17 protein-coding genes are annotated in these 17,443 nt (G+C 61.9%); 5 read left to right on the top strand and 12 right to left on the bottom strand.

Annotated elements, in window-relative coordinates:
• The first annotated feature begins 27 nt into the window (after positions 1 to 27).
• Positions 28 to 771, top strand: coding sequence for an acetoacetyl-CoA reductase (gene phbB, locus ACR9ZC_RS01105; protein WP_481578765.1), 744 nt, complete (start codon positions 28 to 30; stop codon positions 769 to 771).
• A gap of 29 nt (positions 772 to 800) precedes the next feature.
• On the opposite strand, the gene ACR9ZC_RS01110 is transcribed toward phbB, so the two are convergent.
• Positions 801 to 2,918, bottom strand: coding sequence for a D-(-)-3-hydroxybutyrate oligomer hydrolase (locus ACR9ZC_RS01110; RefSeq protein ID WP_481578766.1), 2,118 nt, complete (start codon positions 2,916 to 2,918; stop codon positions 801 to 803).
• Between the two features lie 325 nt (positions 2,919 to 3,243).
• Here ACR9ZC_RS01110 and ACR9ZC_RS01115 point away from each other — a divergent pair, with 325 nt between their 5' ends.
• Positions 3,244 to 3,681, top strand: a complete 438-nt coding sequence (locus tag ACR9ZC_RS01115; protein WP_440560566.1) for a YciI family protein — start codon at positions 3,244 to 3,246, stop codon at positions 3,679 to 3,681.
• 81 nt (positions 3,682 to 3,762) lie between these two features.
• Here the strand turns inward: ACR9ZC_RS01115 and ACR9ZC_RS01120 are convergent, their stop codons facing one another.
• Complete coding sequence (locus ACR9ZC_RS01120) at positions 3,763 to 4,878, bottom strand: 3-deoxy-7-phosphoheptulonate synthase (protein WP_481578767.1); 1,116 nt, start codon at positions 4,876 to 4,878, stop codon at positions 3,763 to 3,765.
• A 300-nt stretch (positions 4,879 to 5,178) separates the two neighbouring features.
• Here ACR9ZC_RS01120 and ACR9ZC_RS01125 point away from each other — a divergent pair, with 300 nt between their 5' ends.
• Positions 5,179 to 5,874 carry a phosphatase PAP2 family protein gene (locus ACR9ZC_RS01125; protein WP_440560572.1) on the top strand — a complete coding sequence of 232 codons (696 nt, stop codon included), beginning with the start codon at positions 5,179 to 5,181 and terminating at the stop codon, positions 5,872 to 5,874.
• A gap of 27 nt (positions 5,875 to 5,901) precedes the next feature.
• Here the strand turns inward: ACR9ZC_RS01125 and ACR9ZC_RS01130 are convergent, their stop codons facing one another.
• The 3 genes from ACR9ZC_RS01130 to ACR9ZC_RS01140 form a co-directional block, all read right to left on the bottom strand.
• Entirely contained in the window at positions 5,902 to 6,132 is a 231-nt protein-coding gene (locus ACR9ZC_RS01130) for a hypothetical protein (RefSeq protein ID WP_481578768.1), read from the bottom strand.
• On the bottom strand, positions 6,129 to 7,376 hold the full coding sequence (locus tag ACR9ZC_RS01135) for an alkaline phosphatase family protein (protein ID WP_481578769.1): 1,248 nt from the start codon (positions 7,374 to 7,376) through the stop codon (positions 6,129 to 6,131). The genes ACR9ZC_RS01130 and ACR9ZC_RS01135 overlap by 4 nt, the downstream gene beginning before the upstream one ends.
• Before the next feature lie 85 nt (positions 7,377 to 7,461).
• Entirely contained in the window at positions 7,462 to 8,349 is an 888-nt protein-coding gene (locus tag ACR9ZC_RS01140) for a LysR substrate-binding domain-containing protein (protein ID WP_481578770.1), read from the bottom strand.
• Between the two features lie 102 nt (positions 8,350 to 8,451).
• Here ACR9ZC_RS01140 and ACR9ZC_RS01145 point away from each other — a divergent pair, with 102 nt between their 5' ends.
• Positions 8,452 to 9,441 carry a zinc-dependent alcohol dehydrogenase family protein gene (locus ACR9ZC_RS01145; protein ID WP_440560561.1) on the top strand — a complete coding sequence of 330 codons (990 nt, stop codon included), beginning with the start codon at positions 8,452 to 8,454 and terminating at the stop codon, positions 9,439 to 9,441.
• A gap of 110 nt (positions 9,442 to 9,551) precedes the next feature.
• Here ACR9ZC_RS01145 and ACR9ZC_RS01150 read toward each other — a convergent pair whose 3' ends face one another.
• Positions 9,552 to 10,445: a LysR family transcriptional regulator gene (locus ACR9ZC_RS01150; protein ID WP_481578771.1), complete on the bottom strand. Its 894-nt coding sequence runs from the start codon at positions 10,443 to 10,445 to the stop codon at positions 9,552 to 9,554.
• Between the two features lie 91 nt (positions 10,446 to 10,536).
• Here ACR9ZC_RS01150 and ACR9ZC_RS01155 point away from each other — a divergent pair, with 91 nt between their 5' ends.
• On the top strand, positions 10,537 to 11,313 hold the full coding sequence (locus ACR9ZC_RS01155; protein WP_481578772.1) for an NAD(P)H-dependent oxidoreductase: 777 nt from the start codon (positions 10,537 to 10,539) through the stop codon (positions 11,311 to 11,313).
• Between the two features lie 54 nt (positions 11,314 to 11,367).
• Here the strand turns inward: ACR9ZC_RS01155 and ACR9ZC_RS01160 are convergent, their stop codons facing one another.
• The 6 genes from ACR9ZC_RS01160 to ACR9ZC_RS01185 all read right to left on the bottom strand — a co-directional run bounded on the left by ACR9ZC_RS01160 (position 11,368) and on the right by ACR9ZC_RS01185 (position 17,404).
• On the bottom strand, positions 11,368 to 12,423 hold the full coding sequence (locus tag ACR9ZC_RS01160; protein ID WP_481578773.1) for a diguanylate cyclase domain-containing protein: 1,056 nt from the start codon (positions 12,421 to 12,423) through the stop codon (positions 11,368 to 11,370).
• A gap of 70 nt (positions 12,424 to 12,493) precedes the next feature.
• Positions 12,494 to 13,078, bottom strand: a complete 585-nt coding sequence (locus tag ACR9ZC_RS01165; protein WP_481578774.1) for a hypothetical protein — start codon at positions 13,076 to 13,078, stop codon at positions 12,494 to 12,496.
• Between the two features lie 386 nt (positions 13,079 to 13,464).
• Positions 13,465 to 13,731: a hypothetical protein gene (locus ACR9ZC_RS01170; RefSeq protein WP_331566501.1), complete on the bottom strand. Its 267-nt coding sequence runs from the start codon at positions 13,729 to 13,731 to the stop codon at positions 13,465 to 13,467.
• A gap of 191 nt (positions 13,732 to 13,922) precedes the next feature.
• Positions 13,923 to 14,705, bottom strand: a complete 783-nt coding sequence (locus ACR9ZC_RS01175) for a DeoR/GlpR family DNA-binding transcription regulator (RefSeq protein ID WP_481578775.1) — start codon at positions 14,703 to 14,705, stop codon at positions 13,923 to 13,925.
• A gap of 37 nt (positions 14,706 to 14,742) precedes the next feature.
• Positions 14,743 to 15,945, bottom strand: coding sequence for a sialidase family protein (locus ACR9ZC_RS01180; protein ID WP_481578776.1), 1,203 nt, complete (start codon positions 15,943 to 15,945; stop codon positions 14,743 to 14,745).
• Positions 15,946 to 16,009: 64 nt separating this feature from the next.
• The gene (locus tag ACR9ZC_RS01185; RefSeq protein ID WP_481578777.1) at positions 16,010 to 17,404 is read right to left on the bottom strand and encodes a sodium:solute symporter family protein; all 1,395 of its coding nucleotides are present in this window, start codon (positions 17,402 to 17,404) and stop codon (positions 16,010 to 16,012) included.
• Between the last annotated feature and the right edge of the window lie 39 nt (positions 17,405 to 17,443).

Consider the following 17,443-nt stretch of genomic DNA (forward strand, 5'->3'; position numbering starts at 1 on the left):
GCGGCTGGTATTTGTGAGGACGATTCGATGGCGAAGCAAATCGCGGTAGTAACGGGTGGCATGGGTGGGTTGGGCGAGGCGATCAGCATCAAGCTGCATGACGCCGGTTATGCGGTCGTTGTCACCCATTCGCCCGGTAATACGGGGACGAACGAGTGGCTCGCTCGCATGGAAGCCGAGGGGCGACAGTTCCGCGCGTATTCGGTCGACGTCGCGGACTACGACTCGTGCGAGAAATGCGTGGCACAGATCAAAACCGAGGTCGGACCGGTCGACATTCTGATCAATAACGCAGGCATCACGCGCGACGCCAGCTTCAAAAAACTCGATAAGGTCAATTGGGATGCGGTAATGCGTACCAACCTCGATTCGGTTTTCAATATGACCAAGCCTCTCTGCGATGACATGGTCGCGCGCGGCTGGGGCCGCATCGTCAACATTTCGTCGGTCAACGGTTCGAAGGGTGCGGTCGGTCAGACCAACTATGCGGCGGCCAAGGCGGGCATGCACGGTTTCACCAAATCGCTCGCGTTGGAAGTGGCTCGCAAGGGGGTAACCGTCAATACAATCTCGCCGGGCTATCTGGCCACCAAAATGGTCACCGCCATTCCGCAGGAGATTCTGGATACGAAAATCCTGCCGCAGATTCCGGCTGGCCGTCTCGGCAAGCCGGAAGAGGTGGCTGCGCTGGTCTGCTACCTGTGCTCAACCGATGCCGGTTTCGTGACCGGAGCCAACATCGCCATCAATGGCGGGCAGCATATGTGTTGAGCCAAACGCGTCGTGGATCGACCGCGCCATCAATGCGGTACTTGCACCGTGCCGTGGTGTTCCTCGATCGCATTGCTACCTGGCTTGTCCACGATGGCCGGTAGATTGGCGACGCCGAGCGCCGGCGCGGCACCCGGTGTACCGCCGCGCGGCACGGTCCTGACCACTTGCGAAGGCGGCAGCGGGACACCGTTCTTCAGGTGGGCCCACATGAGATTCAGCGCTTGCAGGTAGTAGTAGTGCACGGGCACGAACCGCGTATCGAAGCCAGGCACGCCGAGAAATGCGTCGAAGTGCTGACCGTTCGTCACCTCGTACAACGCAAGCTGGCTATGTGGTTCGCGAACGCTATTGGCGGCAAGATAGGCGCGCGATGCGTGATTAATCGGCACGAGCGCATCGCTGCGGCCCTGTACGATGACAGCCGGCTTTCCATGCAACTGGGCATTGACGCGTATCGCGTCGACGCTTGCCATCATGCGCGGGTCTTGCCCGGTCCATAACGCGCGCAAGCACGCCGCGCCGGCGAAGCTCGCATCCGCTGTTGCAAGGCGATGGTCGGCCCCTCCCGGCGGCACCGGGTTATAGACGAGATTGATGCCATTGGTAGGCGGAACCCCATTCCCCAGGCCGAACACCGTTGGCATCGGCGAAGCAGCCGGCGGAAAACCGGCGGCACCCGTCGCCGGATTCGTCGTGCCGAAACTGAATCCGCACAGATTGTCCGTCACGCTCGAACGCGTGTAGGCGTCGGCATAGGTGACGGCAACGGCCGGTACGGCCTGCGAGTCCCACATCGGCGCGTGCAGCACGTCCGAATCGGCCTCGTAGCCGGCCGCATGAAGCCGGGCGAGCGCATCGGTTGCCTGTGTCTGTGCGTCACTGCCATTGACCATTCCCGCTGCCGCCAGCGACGCGCAGCGCGCTGTCCGAATCGCGGTTGTCGTCGCAACGGGCAAAGCGGTCAGATAAGGCGCGCCGGCCGCCGCGGGCGCCAGTGCGGCACAGGGTTCGAGCAGATTCGCGAGCGTCATATAGTCCGCGAGCGGCTTGCCTGCGGCGGCGATAAGCTGGCCGCCTTCCATCACGCGCGCGCGCCCCGGCATGCGAACGTTGATTTGCGGCTCGCCGACGACAACAGCCGTAATCCATCCACGCCTGTCTTGCTCGGCCGCCGCCAACGCGGCCCCACCACCGTTGCTCACCGACGCGGCGATCGTCGTGATACTGCCCGGCTCGTAGCGCACCCGGTGATCGGTTGCATCGGCGACCGGTGCGAACTGCCGATTCAAAACCCAATAAGCGAATTGGACTGCCGCAAGCGTATCTCTGCCCCAGTCCGCTTCCGGATTTTGCTGCGAATGCGCGTGCTTGAACGCATATCGATTCGGAAATGCCTGATTGAATGCGGCACGGTCTTTCGACGAGACATTCGCGGTGAACAGGCTTTGGGTGCCGGCCGCCGTTGCGTCGGCCAGCAGGCCGTCGATCAGTGTCACACGATTCGTCATGAGTTCGTGCGCGCCATTGCCCGTGCCTTTGTCCGTATAAGCGACCGCGCAGGCGCGCTTGAGGCCCCACTCGCCGGCAGCGGAGATGGCACCGTAGACACCGCGCGAGCCCGATGACGTCGCCGTGACAATGCAAGGATTCGCGGGATCGAAGCTGCTTGGCACTTGAACGAGGAGCGTCACATTGCGCCGGCCACTGCCGTCGTCGGCGTAGGCTAGGTATTCGGTGCCCGCGATTTTGCCTTCGCCGAGCGTGTCGTTCCCGTTCAGATCGACGTTAGGCCCCCAAAAACGCCCATATCCGCCGTTTGCCGTCATGTCGACGAGCGCCCGATAGTTCGACCAGATGGCAAGCCGCCGCAGCTCCGCCGCGCTTGGGTGGGCCGGATCCGCAATCGCCGGCGCGGGACCCGCCAGCCCTGTCTTGCCGAGGCCTGCGGTCAGCAAATCGTCGGTGACGCCGTCGTATGAGGTCACGCGAAGGCTGTCCGGCACGATGAACGCGGGCAGACGGTTGTGTACACGTTGGCTGGTATCGGACTCGTCGGCCGTTGCAGGTGGAGCCAAGGCGGCACCGGCTAATGCGGTACCGAGAATTACTGCTGCACTCCAAATCGAAATCGGAACATTTCGCATCTGAGTCTCCAATGCAGAGCAGTCGTTTTTAGTCATTTTGGCGGCGGGGCGCCAGCCGAGAATGTAGTCGTTCCGGGCGCAAATTGGCAGTCAAATTTTCGTGGTGTTCGACCGGCCTGCCTTTACGCTATAAGCGCGTGCGTATTTCGCGCCAATTCCGTGAAGCATTCGGCTGGGCACAGGCCCTTTTTCGCGCGGAGCGAACCGCGATGTCGATTTCGACCGCCGCCGTTCGTCGTAGCATCAAAGGCGTAACGAGCGGCCGATGTCATGAGAAGGCGAAGGCTGCTACGCCTCTCGATCATCCACCAGAGGAGATAGGACAATGCGAGTCATGGTAATCATCAAGGCGTCGAACGAATCTGAAGCGGGGAAGATGCCGAGCACCGAGTTGTTGACGGCGATGGGCGAATTCAACGAACAGCTCGTCAAAGCCGGCATCATGCTGGCCGGCGAAGGCCTGCATCCGAGTTCGAAGGGCAAGCGCGTTCATTTTTCCGGGCGCGAGCGAACCGTAGTCGATGGACCGTTCGCCGAGACCAAAGAGCTGATTGCCGGCTTTTGGCTCTGGGAGGTGAAGTCGATGGATGAGGCGCTCGAATGGGTCAAGCGCTGCCCGAAGCCGATGGAAAGCGACTCGGACATCGAAATCCGCCCACTTTTCGAAGCGTCCGATTTCGGTGAGGAGTTCACGCCGGAGCTGCGGGAGCAGGAGGACCGCGTACGCGCGCAGGCCGACGAACTCGCCAAGCGATCGCGTTGAGGCTTGGGGGCAACGCCGGACTCTCTCCGGCGTTGCGCGGGTTGCTAGGCCAGGCCAGGCCAGGCCAGGCCAGGCCCTGGATCAGCCTCGCCGGCGACGGACGGCCTCGGCCAAAGCATCGAGCACAGGTTCGGTTTGCGCCCAACTCAAGCACGCATCTGTAATCGAGACGCCATGTCGCAACGCAATGCCGGGCTTGAGATCTTGACGTCCTTCCTCGATGTTGCTTTCGATCATGACGCCGACAATGCGCTTTTCGCCACGCGTGAGCTGCTGCGCGAGATCGTCTGCCACGTCGCGTTGGCGCAAGTGCGATTTGCCGGAATTGGCGTGCGAGCAATCGACCATGACCTGTTCACGGAGCCCCGCATTGCGCAAGACCGTGCAGGTTTCCTCGATTGCGGCGCTATCGTAATTGGGCCCTTTCTTGCCGCCGCGCAAGATGATGTGCGCTGTATCGTTGCCGCGCGTTTCAAAAATCGCGGCCATGCCCATTTTCGTCATCCCCATGAACGCATGGCTCGCGCGCGCGGCGACGATGGCATCCGCGGCGACCTGAACGCCACCGTCCGTGCCGTTTTTAAAACCGATGGGGCAGCTCAGTCCTGACGCGAGCTGGCGATGGCTTTGGCTTTCGGTCGTACGCGCGCCGATCGCCCCCCAGGCGATCAGGTCCGCGATGTACTGCGGGCTCAGCAAGTCGAGGAACTCGGTGCCGGCCGGCAGCCCGAGCGCGTTGACGTCGAGCAGCAACTCGCGGGCACGCCGCAGTCCTTCGTTGATCCGGAAACTGCCGTCGAGGCGCGGATCGTTGATATAGCCTTTCCAGCCGACTGTCGTGCGCGGTTTTTCGAAATAGACGCGCATGACGACGAACAGCTCGTTTTGCAGCGCGTCGGCCGCGCGCTTGAGCATGTGCGCATATTCGAGCGCCTGATCGTGATCGTGGATGGAACAGGGACCCACTACCGCCAGCAGGCGATCGTCGCGCCCATGCAGAATGTCGCCGATGGCCGTGCGGCTTTTCTCGACGAGCGCCTGGATATCGGGCGCGACCGGCAGCTCGTCCTGGAGCAGCGCCGGCGAGATGAGCGGGCGCACCGCGCCGATGCGCACGTCGTCGATGCGAGTCGTGTCCTGCGTCGTGTCCGCCACTCCGACTTCCAGGTCGTGCAGCGGGTTGTCGATATGTTTCAAGTTGGCCTCTCTCAAGCTTCAATGGCAGTCCGGGATTATGGCACTGCCGAGTTCGCGTCCGAAACAAGATCGCCAAACACGCGCGCGCAAAAGTGTTTTGAAAGGCATTCGTAACATTTCTGTGCGAGTCGCCGGCGTCCTCGGACCAGCACCTGAACCGCCGTTTATTTACATTTTTGTGTCGATTTCGCGGTGATACGTTCGGCATGCCTCCGCGGGGGGAGGCCCGAAAAAAACGCCCAATCCACCGAGGAATGTGGGTCAATCGGACAATCCAGGAGAGCGATCGGAATGATCGGAATGAACGGTTTCGATACGGCCATACAAACATACATGACGCAGCATGCGGTGCATTGGGTATTGTTCAACCATGCGGTGAGAGTGGTTGCGGGGCTCTATACGTTCAAAGGCTTCGTTTTGATACCGATGTTGTGGTGGATCTGGTTCCATCCGAACGAACGCAAAGAGTGGGATCGCGAAATGGTGATCGCGACGATCGCGAGCGGCCTGTTGGCGCTCGCCATCGGTAGGTTTCTCGCCCACTATCTGCCTTACAGGGTGCGGCCGGTTCACAATCCCGCGTTGCACCTGACGTTCCCGCCCGCGGGTTTGAAAGATCCGGCGTTTAGAACCTGGGGTTCATTTCCGAGCGATCACGCGATGCTCTGGGTCTCGGTGGCGACCGGCATTTTTCTCATGCGCTGGCGGCTCGGTCTCTGTGCGCTTTTCTACGCGGTGTTTTTTATTTGCTTGCCGCGCGTTTATCTCGGTCTTCATTATCCGACGGACATCATTGCCGGTGCTGCGCTTGGGGCAGTCATCACCTGGCTGATGACGAGAGAGTCGCTCAGGGCGCGTTTTGCGCGGCCGTTGCTCGACGCGATGCAGCGCTTTCCAGCGCTGGGTTACACCATGGCATTTCTTTTATGCTTTGAGCTCATTACGCAGTTCGATGAGCTACTGATGTTGGGGCAGTCGCTTTCCAAGGCGATATGACGTGCATGCGACGCGCTCGCGTTCTTGCTAGCGGGCGTGTCGCCGACGATTGCGCTCGTGCATGAGCTGCGGCATCAATTCCTCGATGTACTGCCTCGCATGTGCGCGTGTGTGCACTTGTTCAAAGCGCCGGTGCGCCGCCTCGCGCCCAACGAGCGCGATATGGCCTTTCCTGAGCACATGCAGGAATCCCATCAGGCTGCTGCCGTCGGGGACGTGTTCGTCGTCGCGCGGATGGGTGGAGGCGGTCGGGGTCATGAGCCAATCCTTTGTGGGCAGTCGTTACGGCACGTCGTCGTGACGAGCGTCAGCAGGTCTTTGGCGTGGCGATCCCGATCGGTCAGCGGCGCGAGGCCGAACAGGCGCTCCAGCGTCGCAGGAATCGAACTGTGGTCGTAGACCGTCTGATCGACATGTCCTCGAGCGACCCACGGCGATACGACGATCGCTGGAACGCGTACCCCGTAGATGTCGAAGCCGAAGCCGCTCGCGTTCAGCGTTGCAGATGCGCCGTCGTTCGGCGGGACGGCGGTGCCCGGTTTGACGGAATCGTAAAAGCCGCCATGTTCGTCATAGAGGATGACAAAGAGGCTGCTGGTCCATAGCGGCGAGTTGCGGATGGCGTTATAGATGCGCGCGGCGAGCCGGTCGCCACCGGCAAGGCCGTCCATCGGATGCTGCGAGCTGCCTCCTTCATAGGTGTCGTGCACGATGTCGCCATAGCACGGTTCGATGAACGTGTAGCGCGCGGTATAGCCCGCCGCGAGGTCGGCTTCGAAGTGGGCGAGATCCTCGACATCGAAAAATTCGATGCCCTTTAACGAAGCCACTTGCGGCACGTGGCCCAGGGGCGGTCCCGACTGATCCTGATAGAGCCGGTAGTTGCCTTTGCCCAGCGCATCGAAGATCGAACCCTTGGGATAGGGGAAACCGTTAGTCGTTTCCCATTCCGCCATTTCCTGCCTGGTTGGAGAATGCTCGAGCCCGGCGGACGAGGCGCCATGCAGAAAAAAGCGGTTCGGCCATGTCGGCCCGGGCATCGATGCGTGCCAGCCGTCGCATAGCACGAATTCGCTCGCCAATTCGAACAGCGTCGGCGCCTGTGTGCGGATATCGACGCCCTGCATCACTTTGCCGACATCGGCCCCGGATAGTCGCGCGCCTTCGGCACCCGTCGTTGCGTAGTTTGCAACGAAGCCGGAGTTGTCGATGGCCGGATACGGTTCGCCGGCGCGATACTGGACTCCGGCGCCACATAGTTGCTCGACGACATCCGCGAACTCGTGCGCTGGATCCGTCGGCATCTGAGCGGGCGCGCCGCCGCCAAACGAATATTGCATACGCTCGTAGGTATTGGTGTCCTCGGAGTTGGCCGCGACGATGCCGGGAATGCCCGACAGCGCGAACAGATGATCGAACGACCGGTTCTCGAGCATCAGCACGAATACGTGCCGGATGGGGGACGGCGCCTGCGGCGATGCGGTGATTGCGGCTGCGTTCATAGCGCCTCTTTTACGGTTCGTCGAAGATGGGGCGGAACGGGGCGGGCACTGCGTGGCACTCGATTGTAGTGCAGACGTTGCAGACTTAGCCGAATGTTTCGGTAATGAAATCGACGAAGCTGCGTAGCTTGGGAGTGGGGCGGCGGTCCGGCGAGAAAAGCAGGTGCATCGGGCGCGCCGGTGTTTCGTATTCGGGCAGCAACCGCACGAGCCGTCCGGACTCGACATCGTCGCGCAGCAGCTCCCATGGTTGAAGAATGATGCCGAGGCCCTCGAGTGCGGCCATCCGCAATGCTTGCCCATTATTGATGGCAAGCCGGCTTTTGACCTGCACCATGTGGCGTCCATCGGGTCCGGTGAATTCCCATTCGGCAATCGGCGGACGGGCCCAGTAGCTGAAGCCGAGGCACTCGTGATCGGCAAGGTCGCGGGGGTGCCGGGGCGAGCCGCGCTCGGCGAGATAGGCGGGCGCCGCGCACGGCAAAAGCCGATACGGCGCGAGCGCTCGTGCAATCAGCCCGGAGTCCGGCAACTGCGCCACACGGATCACCGCATCGTAGCCTTCATCGACGAAATCGACGATCCGGTCGCTCAACGTGAGATCGATCTGCACGTCCGGATATCGACGCAGGTACCGCGCGAGCATGGGCGTGAGGCTGTATGCGCCAAAGCTGACCGGCGCGTTGACGCGCAGCTTGCCGCGCGGCGTGGCTTGCAAATTGGCGGCGAGCGCGTCCACGGCATCCATCTCGGCCAGCACCGATTTGCTGCGTTCGTAGAAGGCCTGCCCGGCCTCCGTGAGGCTCTGGCGGCGCGTCGTCCGATTGATGAGGCGCATGCCGTAGCGTTGTTCAAGCAGACGCACGTGTTTGCCAACCATCTGAGAGGACAGCCCGAGCGCCGCTCCCGCGGCCGCGAACGAGCCGGTTTCCGCGGCCTTGACGAAGACGGACATGCTCGTGAGTCGATCCATGATTCGAAACCACCTGTTTCGATAGATGCGTTGAACGCGCGATTTATCGCGCCGATGCGTCGAATTATATTGAGTCCTCCTAAATTGAACAGGAGATCGATCATGTCGCGTGTCGTGCGCTTTCATCAGAATGGCGGTCCCGAAGTTTTGAAGATCGAAGAAGTCGCTGTGCCTGCGCCGGGCCCAGACGAGGTGACGCTGCAGGTCAAGGCCATTGGGCTCAACCGGGCGGAGTCGATGTTCAGAACAGGACGCTATGTCGAAACGGCCGTCTTTCCTGCGCGGCTGGGCTATGAGGCATCCGGCGTCGTGACCGCGCTCGGTGCGCGCGTCGAGAATGTGGCGATTGGCGATGCTGTCGGAGTCGTGCCGCCGTCTTCCATTACGCGCTGGGGCACCTATGGCGAAACGATCAACGTACCGGCCGATTTCGTCGTGAAGCACCCGGCAGGGCTCGACTGGGTGCAGGCGACCGCGATCTGGATGCCGTATGTGACGGTCTGGGGCGCGCTCGTCGACATCGCCAAACTTGGGCCGAAGGATGCCGTGATCGTGACGGCCGCATCGAGCAGTGTCGGCATTGCAGCGATTCAGGTCGCCAAGCTGGTTGGCGCGACCGTGATTGCGACGACGCGCACGCATGCGAAGCGCGATGCGCTGCTCGGATGCGGCGCTGACTTCGTGATCGCGACGCAGGAAGAGAGTCTGGCGGAACGGGTGAAAGAGATCACGAAAGGGGCGGGGGTACGCGTCGCGTTCGATCCCATCGCCGGTCCGATGCTGACCGAGCTGGCGGACGTGGTATGCAACGATGGAATCGTGCTCGAATATGGCGCGCTGAGCCCGGAGCCTACCGCCATGCCGCTTTTCGCCATGCTGAGCAAGCGGATCGCGGTTCATGGCTATACCTATAAGCGCGTCATACTCGACGCTCAACGCTTTGCCGAGGCGAAACGCTTCATCCTGGCAGGGCTTTCATCGGGGAAACTGAAACCGGTCGTCGATCGGACGTTCGCATTCGACGATATCGTCGAGGCGCATCGATACCTCGAATCGAACGAACAGTTCGGGAAAATTGTCGTCACGGTTTGAGGGTTCGCCGCGTTCACTGCGTTCGCTGCGTTTGGGGAAGCATTTCCCGAACGCGGCAAACGCTCGAAGCCTGCACCGATGCGTCGCAGCGGTTACAGCATGGGATCGACCTAAACCGAACCCGCAATGTACTCACGCAGCCAGCGATGCGCTGGATCCCGATGCGAGCGCTCGTGCCAAAGCATCATCATCTCGTAGCCAGGTACTTCCAGCGGGGCTTCGACGATACGCAACACGTCCGTGTTTTGCACGAGGCGCGCCGGCAGCATTGCAACGAGATCGGTATTGGTCAGCACCGACATCACGAACGTGAAATGCGGCACGGAAAGCGCGACGCGGCGCGCCATGCCTTTCGCGGCCAGCGCTTTATCGGTGGCCGCGTGAAAACCACCGCCATCCGGCGACACGATCACATGCTCGAGCGCGCAGAACTGGGCGAGCGTGAGCCGTCTTTTGAGGCGCGGATGTCCCTGCCGGCCGACGAGCACGTATCGCTCCGCAAAGAGCAGGCGGCTGCGTAAGCCGGACGGTGCATTGTCACGCGTATGGAACGCGAGATCGATCAGCCCCTCGGCCGCCTGCCGCGCGAAGTCCGCGGGCACCATCTCCACTACCGCGAGCCGGGTGCCCGGTGCTGCCGCGCGCAGACCGCTCAGCACCGGTAGCAAAACGGTCATTTCGCTGTAGTCGGTGGCGGCCACGCGCCACGTATGGTCGGCCAGAGCCGGGTCGAAAGGTGCCGCCGGCGAGATGGCATGTTCGAGCGCTTCCAGAGCACGCCGCAGCGGCTCGCGCAACGCCAGCGCGCGAGCGGTCGGGCGCATGCCGCGAGCGCCCGGCAGCAGTAGCGGATCTCCGAATATCTCCCTGAGTTTGGCCAGATGGACGCTGACCGATGGCTGCGAAAGATGGAGCCGCTTAGCAGTTCGTGTGACGTTGCACTCCGAAAGAAGCACGTCCAGCGTCATCAGCAGATTCAAATCGAGCTTGCGGAGATTAACCACGCCAATACCTGAAATCAATGGAATTCATTTCCATTATGCCTCGGGTGACCACTATCCTGCCGACATTCCGCCAATCGAAAAAGGTGCCGTCGTGAATGTCCTGATCGTCTATGCCCATCCGGAGCCCCAGTCGCTGAATGGCTCGCTCAATCGTTTCGCTGTCCGTCACCTGCGCAACACAGGGCATGAGGTGCAAGTCTCCGATTTATATGCGATGAAGTGGAAGGCGACCCTGGATACCGATGATTTCGTCGATCTCGAGCCAGGCGCTCGCTTCACCCCCTCGCTCGCTTCAAAGCATGCGTTCGAAAGCGGTACCCAACCGGACGACGTCGTGCGCGAGCAAGAGAAACTGCGTTGGGCGGATGCGGTCATTTTCCAATTCCCGCTCTGGTGGTACTCGATGCCCGCGATCATGAAGGGCTGGGTCGAACGCGTCTATGCGTACGGGTTTGGCTATGGCGTGGGCGAGCACTCGGATCGACGTTGGGGCGACCGCTTCGGCGAAGGTGTCATGGTGGGCAAGCGCGCGATGCTGCTCGTGACGGCAGGCGGCTGGGAGTCGCACTACAGCGCTCGCGGCGTCAACGGGCCGATAAACGACCTGCTGTTCCCGATTCATCACGGCATCCTGTACTACCCCGGCTTCGATGTTTTGCCGCCGTTTACAGTCTTTCGGACCGGCAAGATCGACGAGGCAAAGTATGCGTCGATATGCGACGCGCTGCGTGGCCGCCTCGACGAACTGTGGACCACCAAGCCGATTGCGTTTCGCCCGCAAAATGGAGGCGATTACGCTATACCCGAATTGACGCTGCGTGACGAGGTCGCGCCGGGCCAGTCGGGTTTTGCGGCGCATATCGCATAGAGCGGAGAGTTCAGGCGCAGCGCACTCTCGGCAAGAACTCGAGGCGAACGGAGATCAGGACGCGGCGTTCGATGCGGGAGCCGCGAACGCATAGCGGCTCTTTCCTGTGCGCTTGACCTGATACATGGCTTCGTCGGCCGCGGCAATGAGACGGTCGTGATCCCTGATCGGATCGGGACAACTGGCGATGCCGATGCTCGCGGTCACGAAGCCGACGCCCAGGCGGTCCGCCGTCTCGCTCACCGCTTTCATGAGTCGTTGCGCGATCGCGGCCAATTGCGTTTCGTTCACGAACTCCTGCACGAGCACGGCGAATTCGTCTCCGCCGATGCGCGCGACTACATCGGTCACGCGCAGCACGTGCTGAAATTGTTTGGCCACGGCGACGAGAAGCTCGTCGCCGGCACGATGTCCACGCGTATCGTTGATGGCTTTGAATCCATCGAGATCGATGTAGAGGACGGCAAACTTTCGGGGCCGGCCGTTCTCGGCCGCCTGCACCGACTTCGCCGCGGCGACTTCGATCGCATCGAGCAGTCTGCGCCGATTCGGCAAGCCGGTCAGGGCATCGTGCAATGCGGCTTGCTTGAATTCCCGCGATTCATGGGCCAATTGCCGATTGCGCGCGGAATACATGACGAGCGCAGTCATCAGCGCGCCGAAGAGGACCGCGGACAGCACGATCAGTGCATCCGCCACGCGCGAGAGCCGTGTGCGCATATCCGCTGTGGTGCGATCGCGCTGGGCGCGCCAGTACGCAGCCGTGAAATCGAGCAGTGTGCGCGTATCGTCGAGCGTGGCGCTGGGCGAAATCGCGGACTCGGGAATGCGCGACGTCTCGAACGGGCTTGCATTCACGAGTGCGGCAAGCGTTTTCAGACGGTTGTCGAGACTGGCGCGGGCAGCTTGATAGGCAGCAGCGGAAATATCGTCGATGTCTCGCGTTTGCGTGGCTTCGCTGACGGTGGTGCGGGCCGCTTCCGCGCGTTCGATCGCTTCGAACACGAGCCCCACGTATTCCTGTTTCAACTGATCCGAAAAGATTGCCTTTATTTGCAGTGCCAAAAAGAAAAAGCCGATCAGAAGAAAACTCAGCGAGGCAATCGCCATGACGCGAGGGCCGGCCCGCAACCGCGGGGCGGGGGCGTGCCCATCCCAGGGGCGCCATGGTGGCGGTGCGCTATGGGCGACCGAAGGCGTCTGGCTGACGTCGTGTGCCATGGTGGCGATAGTTGGACGGACGGAAAAACGCAGCGATCTTCCTAAAGGGATTGTGGCTCGTCTTGGCGCGGGCCGGCGCCTCGGCGCGCGTGGATACCGTCGTGCGTTTGGCCGGGGCCGGAGCGGGGTGGGGCGGCTCGGGCTGCGCCGCTGCGACCGCGGGCGGAGCGGGTGCCGGCGCAGCAGCTTGCGCTGGCGCGGCACGCTCGGTCAACTGCGGCGTGAGTGTCGGCTGAGGCAGCACGATGCCAGCGGTTGCCTGGATCGGGGGCGGTCGATCGTTGAGCCGCAACGCGCGTCGCGCGCTTTCCATCGCATTCGCGTAAATGCGCTGATCGTGATTGAACCAGACGCCGTACGCCACGGTTCCCGCCACGCCCAGCGCAAGCGAGGCGGCCGAAACCGCCAATAGGGCCGGCCGCACGAATCCTGCGCGCGGCGCGCTCATCTGTTCATCGAATTCCGCGGCGGCGTGCGCATTCGGCGCGGCCCAATCGGGCGCCGCGCCGAGACTGCGGGATTCTTCTTGCGTCGTCTTGTACATCGCTTACTCCGACCCCGATAGTTGAGCCTCATGTTCAAAGTCGACGGGACAATTTAATCCGGCCGCGTATCGGTGGCAACCCGATGGCTGGGCGATACGAACGATATGTCATATGTGTGGTGCAAAACACACAAGGAGCAGGGTGCGAAGCGTCCGTTCGGCGGCATGGGGACGATCGTCTCGCGTCTGTTTCCTTGGGCGTGCGAAGAGGCGCAAGGAGTGTGCCCGCGCGCGCGGCCTCGCGCGCGCGATATCGCTGAGCGAGTGCCGCGCATGCGGCCGTGATCGTCAAGAGGACTTTCGCTGCCGGTAGCGCGCGCGCATCGCCGACCGGCGCAAGTTTGGTTTGATCGGATCAACCGCCTCGTCCGACTGAACGGACTGCTTCAGTTGCCTCCGCCATAGAAGGCATTCATGCGATCGATGGTGCCGTCTTGCTGGGCACGCAGTAATTCTTGGTACACCTGCTCGCGAGTTTTACCAACGAGCGCGCCGCTGCCGCTCATGCCGCCCGTCGTACCGCCGACGGATTCGGTGGTCATCGCCGCGGTGTTGTCCGAGACCGACGCGTTCGCACCCGCATCGTCGCCCGCCCAAGCCTCGGCGGCGCATAGCGCCAAAACAGCAACGGGAATTGCAATCAGTATCTTCATGGCGTTCTCCTACCGGTATTCATGACGGACCGACACTGCACCGTGCGGTGCACCGCGTGTCGGGAATTCGTGCCGCTCTGATCCAGGCACGTCTGAAATACCGGCAGGCCCGTCGTTCTATTCCCTCGGGCGTGCGTCTGTGGCGATGAATTTTTGACCGCGTCGAGACGGGTCGAGATTGCGTCGTGCCGCTACGCCGCGGCCGAGCCTGCCACCCGAACCGATTCGATCGTGAGTCCGACCATGCCCGCAAATGCTCGTGTCCCCGCATGCGAGGCATCGGCATCGGTTATCAGCGTCCAGGGTCCTTCGATCGGTGCCCAGTGCTGCTGACTGTCGCGATTGAGTTTGTCGGACGTGGCCAGCACGTAAATGTTTGCCGCTTGCCGCATCAGACATTCCTTGAGCCACGCTTGGTCCGCAGTGGCCTCGCACAGCCCGCGCCCGGGTACCACGCCGTCGGCACCCATGAACGCTTTGTCGACACTGATACGGCTCAGCGTCAGTTGGGCAAGCGGCCCAAGCGTACTCATGCTGGGCTCGCGGACCTCGCCACCCACCAGTGTCAGCGGCACGCCACTCGTCGCCAATGTCTGCACGACGAGCAGATTGTTGGTCACGACATGGATGTCCTTGCGGTTCGCGAGTGCGCGGGCCAGTGCCGCCGTCGTCGTGCCGCTGTCGAGAAAGATGGTGTCGCCTTCAGCGACATGCGCGGCGGCGGCCCGGCCGATCGCTTCTTTTTCCGCCGGAAAGCTATGGCGGCGCTCGTCGAGAGATTCTTCCGGTGCGTGGGTGCTGACGGACGCTGCGCCGCCGTAGGTGCGCAGGATGAGCCGGTTATCGGCCAGCGCGCGCAAATCGCGCCGTACGGTGACTTCGGAAATGCCGAAGTGCTCGCACAGGGCCGAGACTTCGGTCATGCCGTTCAATACGGCTTGCAACATGGCTTCGCGACGACGCGCAACTTTCATGGGGTGCTCAGAGCCGAGACAGGATGCGACCTCGGCATCATACCTGCTCCGTCTTTGCCGCGACCCACTCCTCGGTCACGCAGACATATTTGATGCGCTGGCGGAAGTAGGTGAAGGCGATGTTCAGTCGCCCGTCTCGCGACTGAACGATCGAGGGATACGAGAACTCGCGATTGAGCCGATCCGACGAATTGTTGGTCATGCAATAACCGTCGCCCGTTTCCAGGTTGCGCATCGCAGGCCATGAGCGCCCGCCATCGATTGAAAGGGCGAGCGTCATCGGTGCGCGCGGCGCGCCCCAGAATGCCGTTCCGCGAGTGGACGCCGACTGCGTGCGCAGCGTTCCGCTGTCTTCCGCATCGTCGATATCGTCGTAAAGCGATGCGCGCCGGGCCGTGCTGTTCGCTGCACTGCTGTTGTTGAACACGAGCGCGAGATGACCGTTCGCAAGCGCTGTGAACTGGATCGAAGAATTGTTGTTCGGCAAGGCGAGCGCGCGCGGTTCGCTCCAGTCGGTACCGTTCGACGAACGGCTCAGGTGGATATGATCGGCCCAGCGGCTCCGAAAAAGCGCAATCATCGTGCCGTCGTTCAGCGACTGAATATTCATATGCACGCACCCGACACTGCCGGGCACTTCATGCTCGGACCAACTGCGGCCGTTGTCCACGGAGCGCATCACGACACTGATATCGTCGTTGCCGGACCATCGTTCGCCCGGCGCCACGCGGCACATGAAGACAGGGCACAGCCATGCGCCATCGCGCGCGACGACGATCGGCTGACGCACGAACGTGCCGGGCCGCTCGAAGAGCGTATCGATGGGTCCCCACGTGTGGCCGTTGTCGTCGGAGACGCGGCGCCGAACGATCGACGTATTCTGATGGCCCGACAACTGCGCCGTGTAGAGCAACCAGAGCTTGCCGTCGGGCGCGGCGAACAGGACGGGGTTTTGCTCGGAGCGTGTCGGGTCGTCAGACAGTTTGACCGGATGGGTCCATCTCGAACTTCCCGCAACGAGCCTCGACAAATAGATCGAGATATCGGGTACGCCTTCCTGCGTGCCACCGAACCAGACGCATAGCAAATCGCCATTCGTCAGCGCGAGTAGATTGGCCGCGTGGCTTTGCACGGTCGCAGCGGGAAGATAGGCATCGATGCGCCCTGTGTCGCCCGGTGCGGGATGCAGCCGGCCCGGCATGGACGACGCCTCGATGGGCAACGTCGATTGATTCGTCATCGCAGGTCCTGTAAGCGGTGAAGCGGTATCGGTATATCGGTGTAACGGTGTAATGAGCCGCGCGTCAGCGCAGTGCGGTTTGCCGCTGCGACGACGATGGGATGAGCCGTTCCGCCACCATGACGAGCGCGGGTACGACCAGCGCGATATACATGTTGTCGAGACCGAACGGATTGCCGAGCAGATACCAGACCGTCGTCGCGACGGTGGCCAGCACCATCCCGACGATGGCACCGCGGGTGCTGCTGAAGAACGGCAGATAGATGCCGATCAGGGCAACAACGGTGACCGATAGCCTGAGCGCGCGCGTGAAGAACGAAAGCGCCAGAATTTGCGGGACGAACAGCACGAAGATGAGCGGCACGAAACCGACGACGAACGAGATATTCCGTGTCATCTGCAACTCGCGCTCAGGCGTGGGCCGATAACGCGGCACATAGAAATCCTTGACGATCAGCGATGCGATCGCGAGCGCGACGGTACTGACGCTGACGAAGATCGATGCCACGAGCGAAATCGTCACGAGGCCGGCAAGCAGCGGGTGCATATGCTGTAGAAAAATCGGCAGCGCGTAAAGGCTCTTCATGCTCGGGAACAGGAACTTCGCCGAGACGCCGATGAATCCCAACGCAAGCGCGATCGGCACGCAAAGCGCCGCGGCGATCAAGGTCGAATTCCGGGCTTCGTCCGCGGAGCGTGCGCCGGAGATCGCCTGAATGATGAATTGCGTCGAGAAGATCGCGCCCGCGGTACCGATGACCCACGCACCGATTTTGCTGCCGCTCAGCGTGCCGTTCCAGCTGAAGTAATGGGCCGGCATCGAATGACTCATCGCGCTGATCCCGCCCGTCATCGACCATGCGACCCAGACGAGAACGGCGATGCCCAGCAGCTTGACCGCGCTGTGCAGAATGGTCACATAGGCGACGCTCTTCAATCCGCCATAGGCGTAGTAAAGCGTACTGACGACCGCCGTGATCAGCGCGGCGGTAGGCAGATTCACACGCATCACCGTTGCAATGGCGGCCGCGCCGCTGACGTAATTGCCCACGTTCACGATGAACAGCGCATAGATCATGATCGCGGAGACGACGAGCTTGGCCGCATTGCCGTATTTCTGCGCGATGAAACCCGAAATGGTGAACTCGCCCGAGCGATAAAGCCGCTTCGCCATGAACAGTCCAAAAAGCAGGAAGCCGATGGACGCGGCGATGACGGACCACGACGCCGCGAGGCCCACGCTGAACGCCGCTTGCGAGGTACCGACCGTCGATTTCGCACCGATGAACTCGGACATCAGAAGAATGGCGACGACGATCGTCGGCATCGAGCGACCGGCCACCATGAATTGCTCGTTTGTCTTGCTGCGCAGCCGCAGGCTGATCCAGGTCGTCACGACGATATAAACGGCAACCATCGCGACGATGACGGCCGTATCCCACACGGTGAATCGGTTCATGAATGTCTCCTGCCGGTTGACTTTATTCGGCGCCAGGTT

Source organism: Trinickia sp. HAY1-2D (assembly GCF_056754935.1).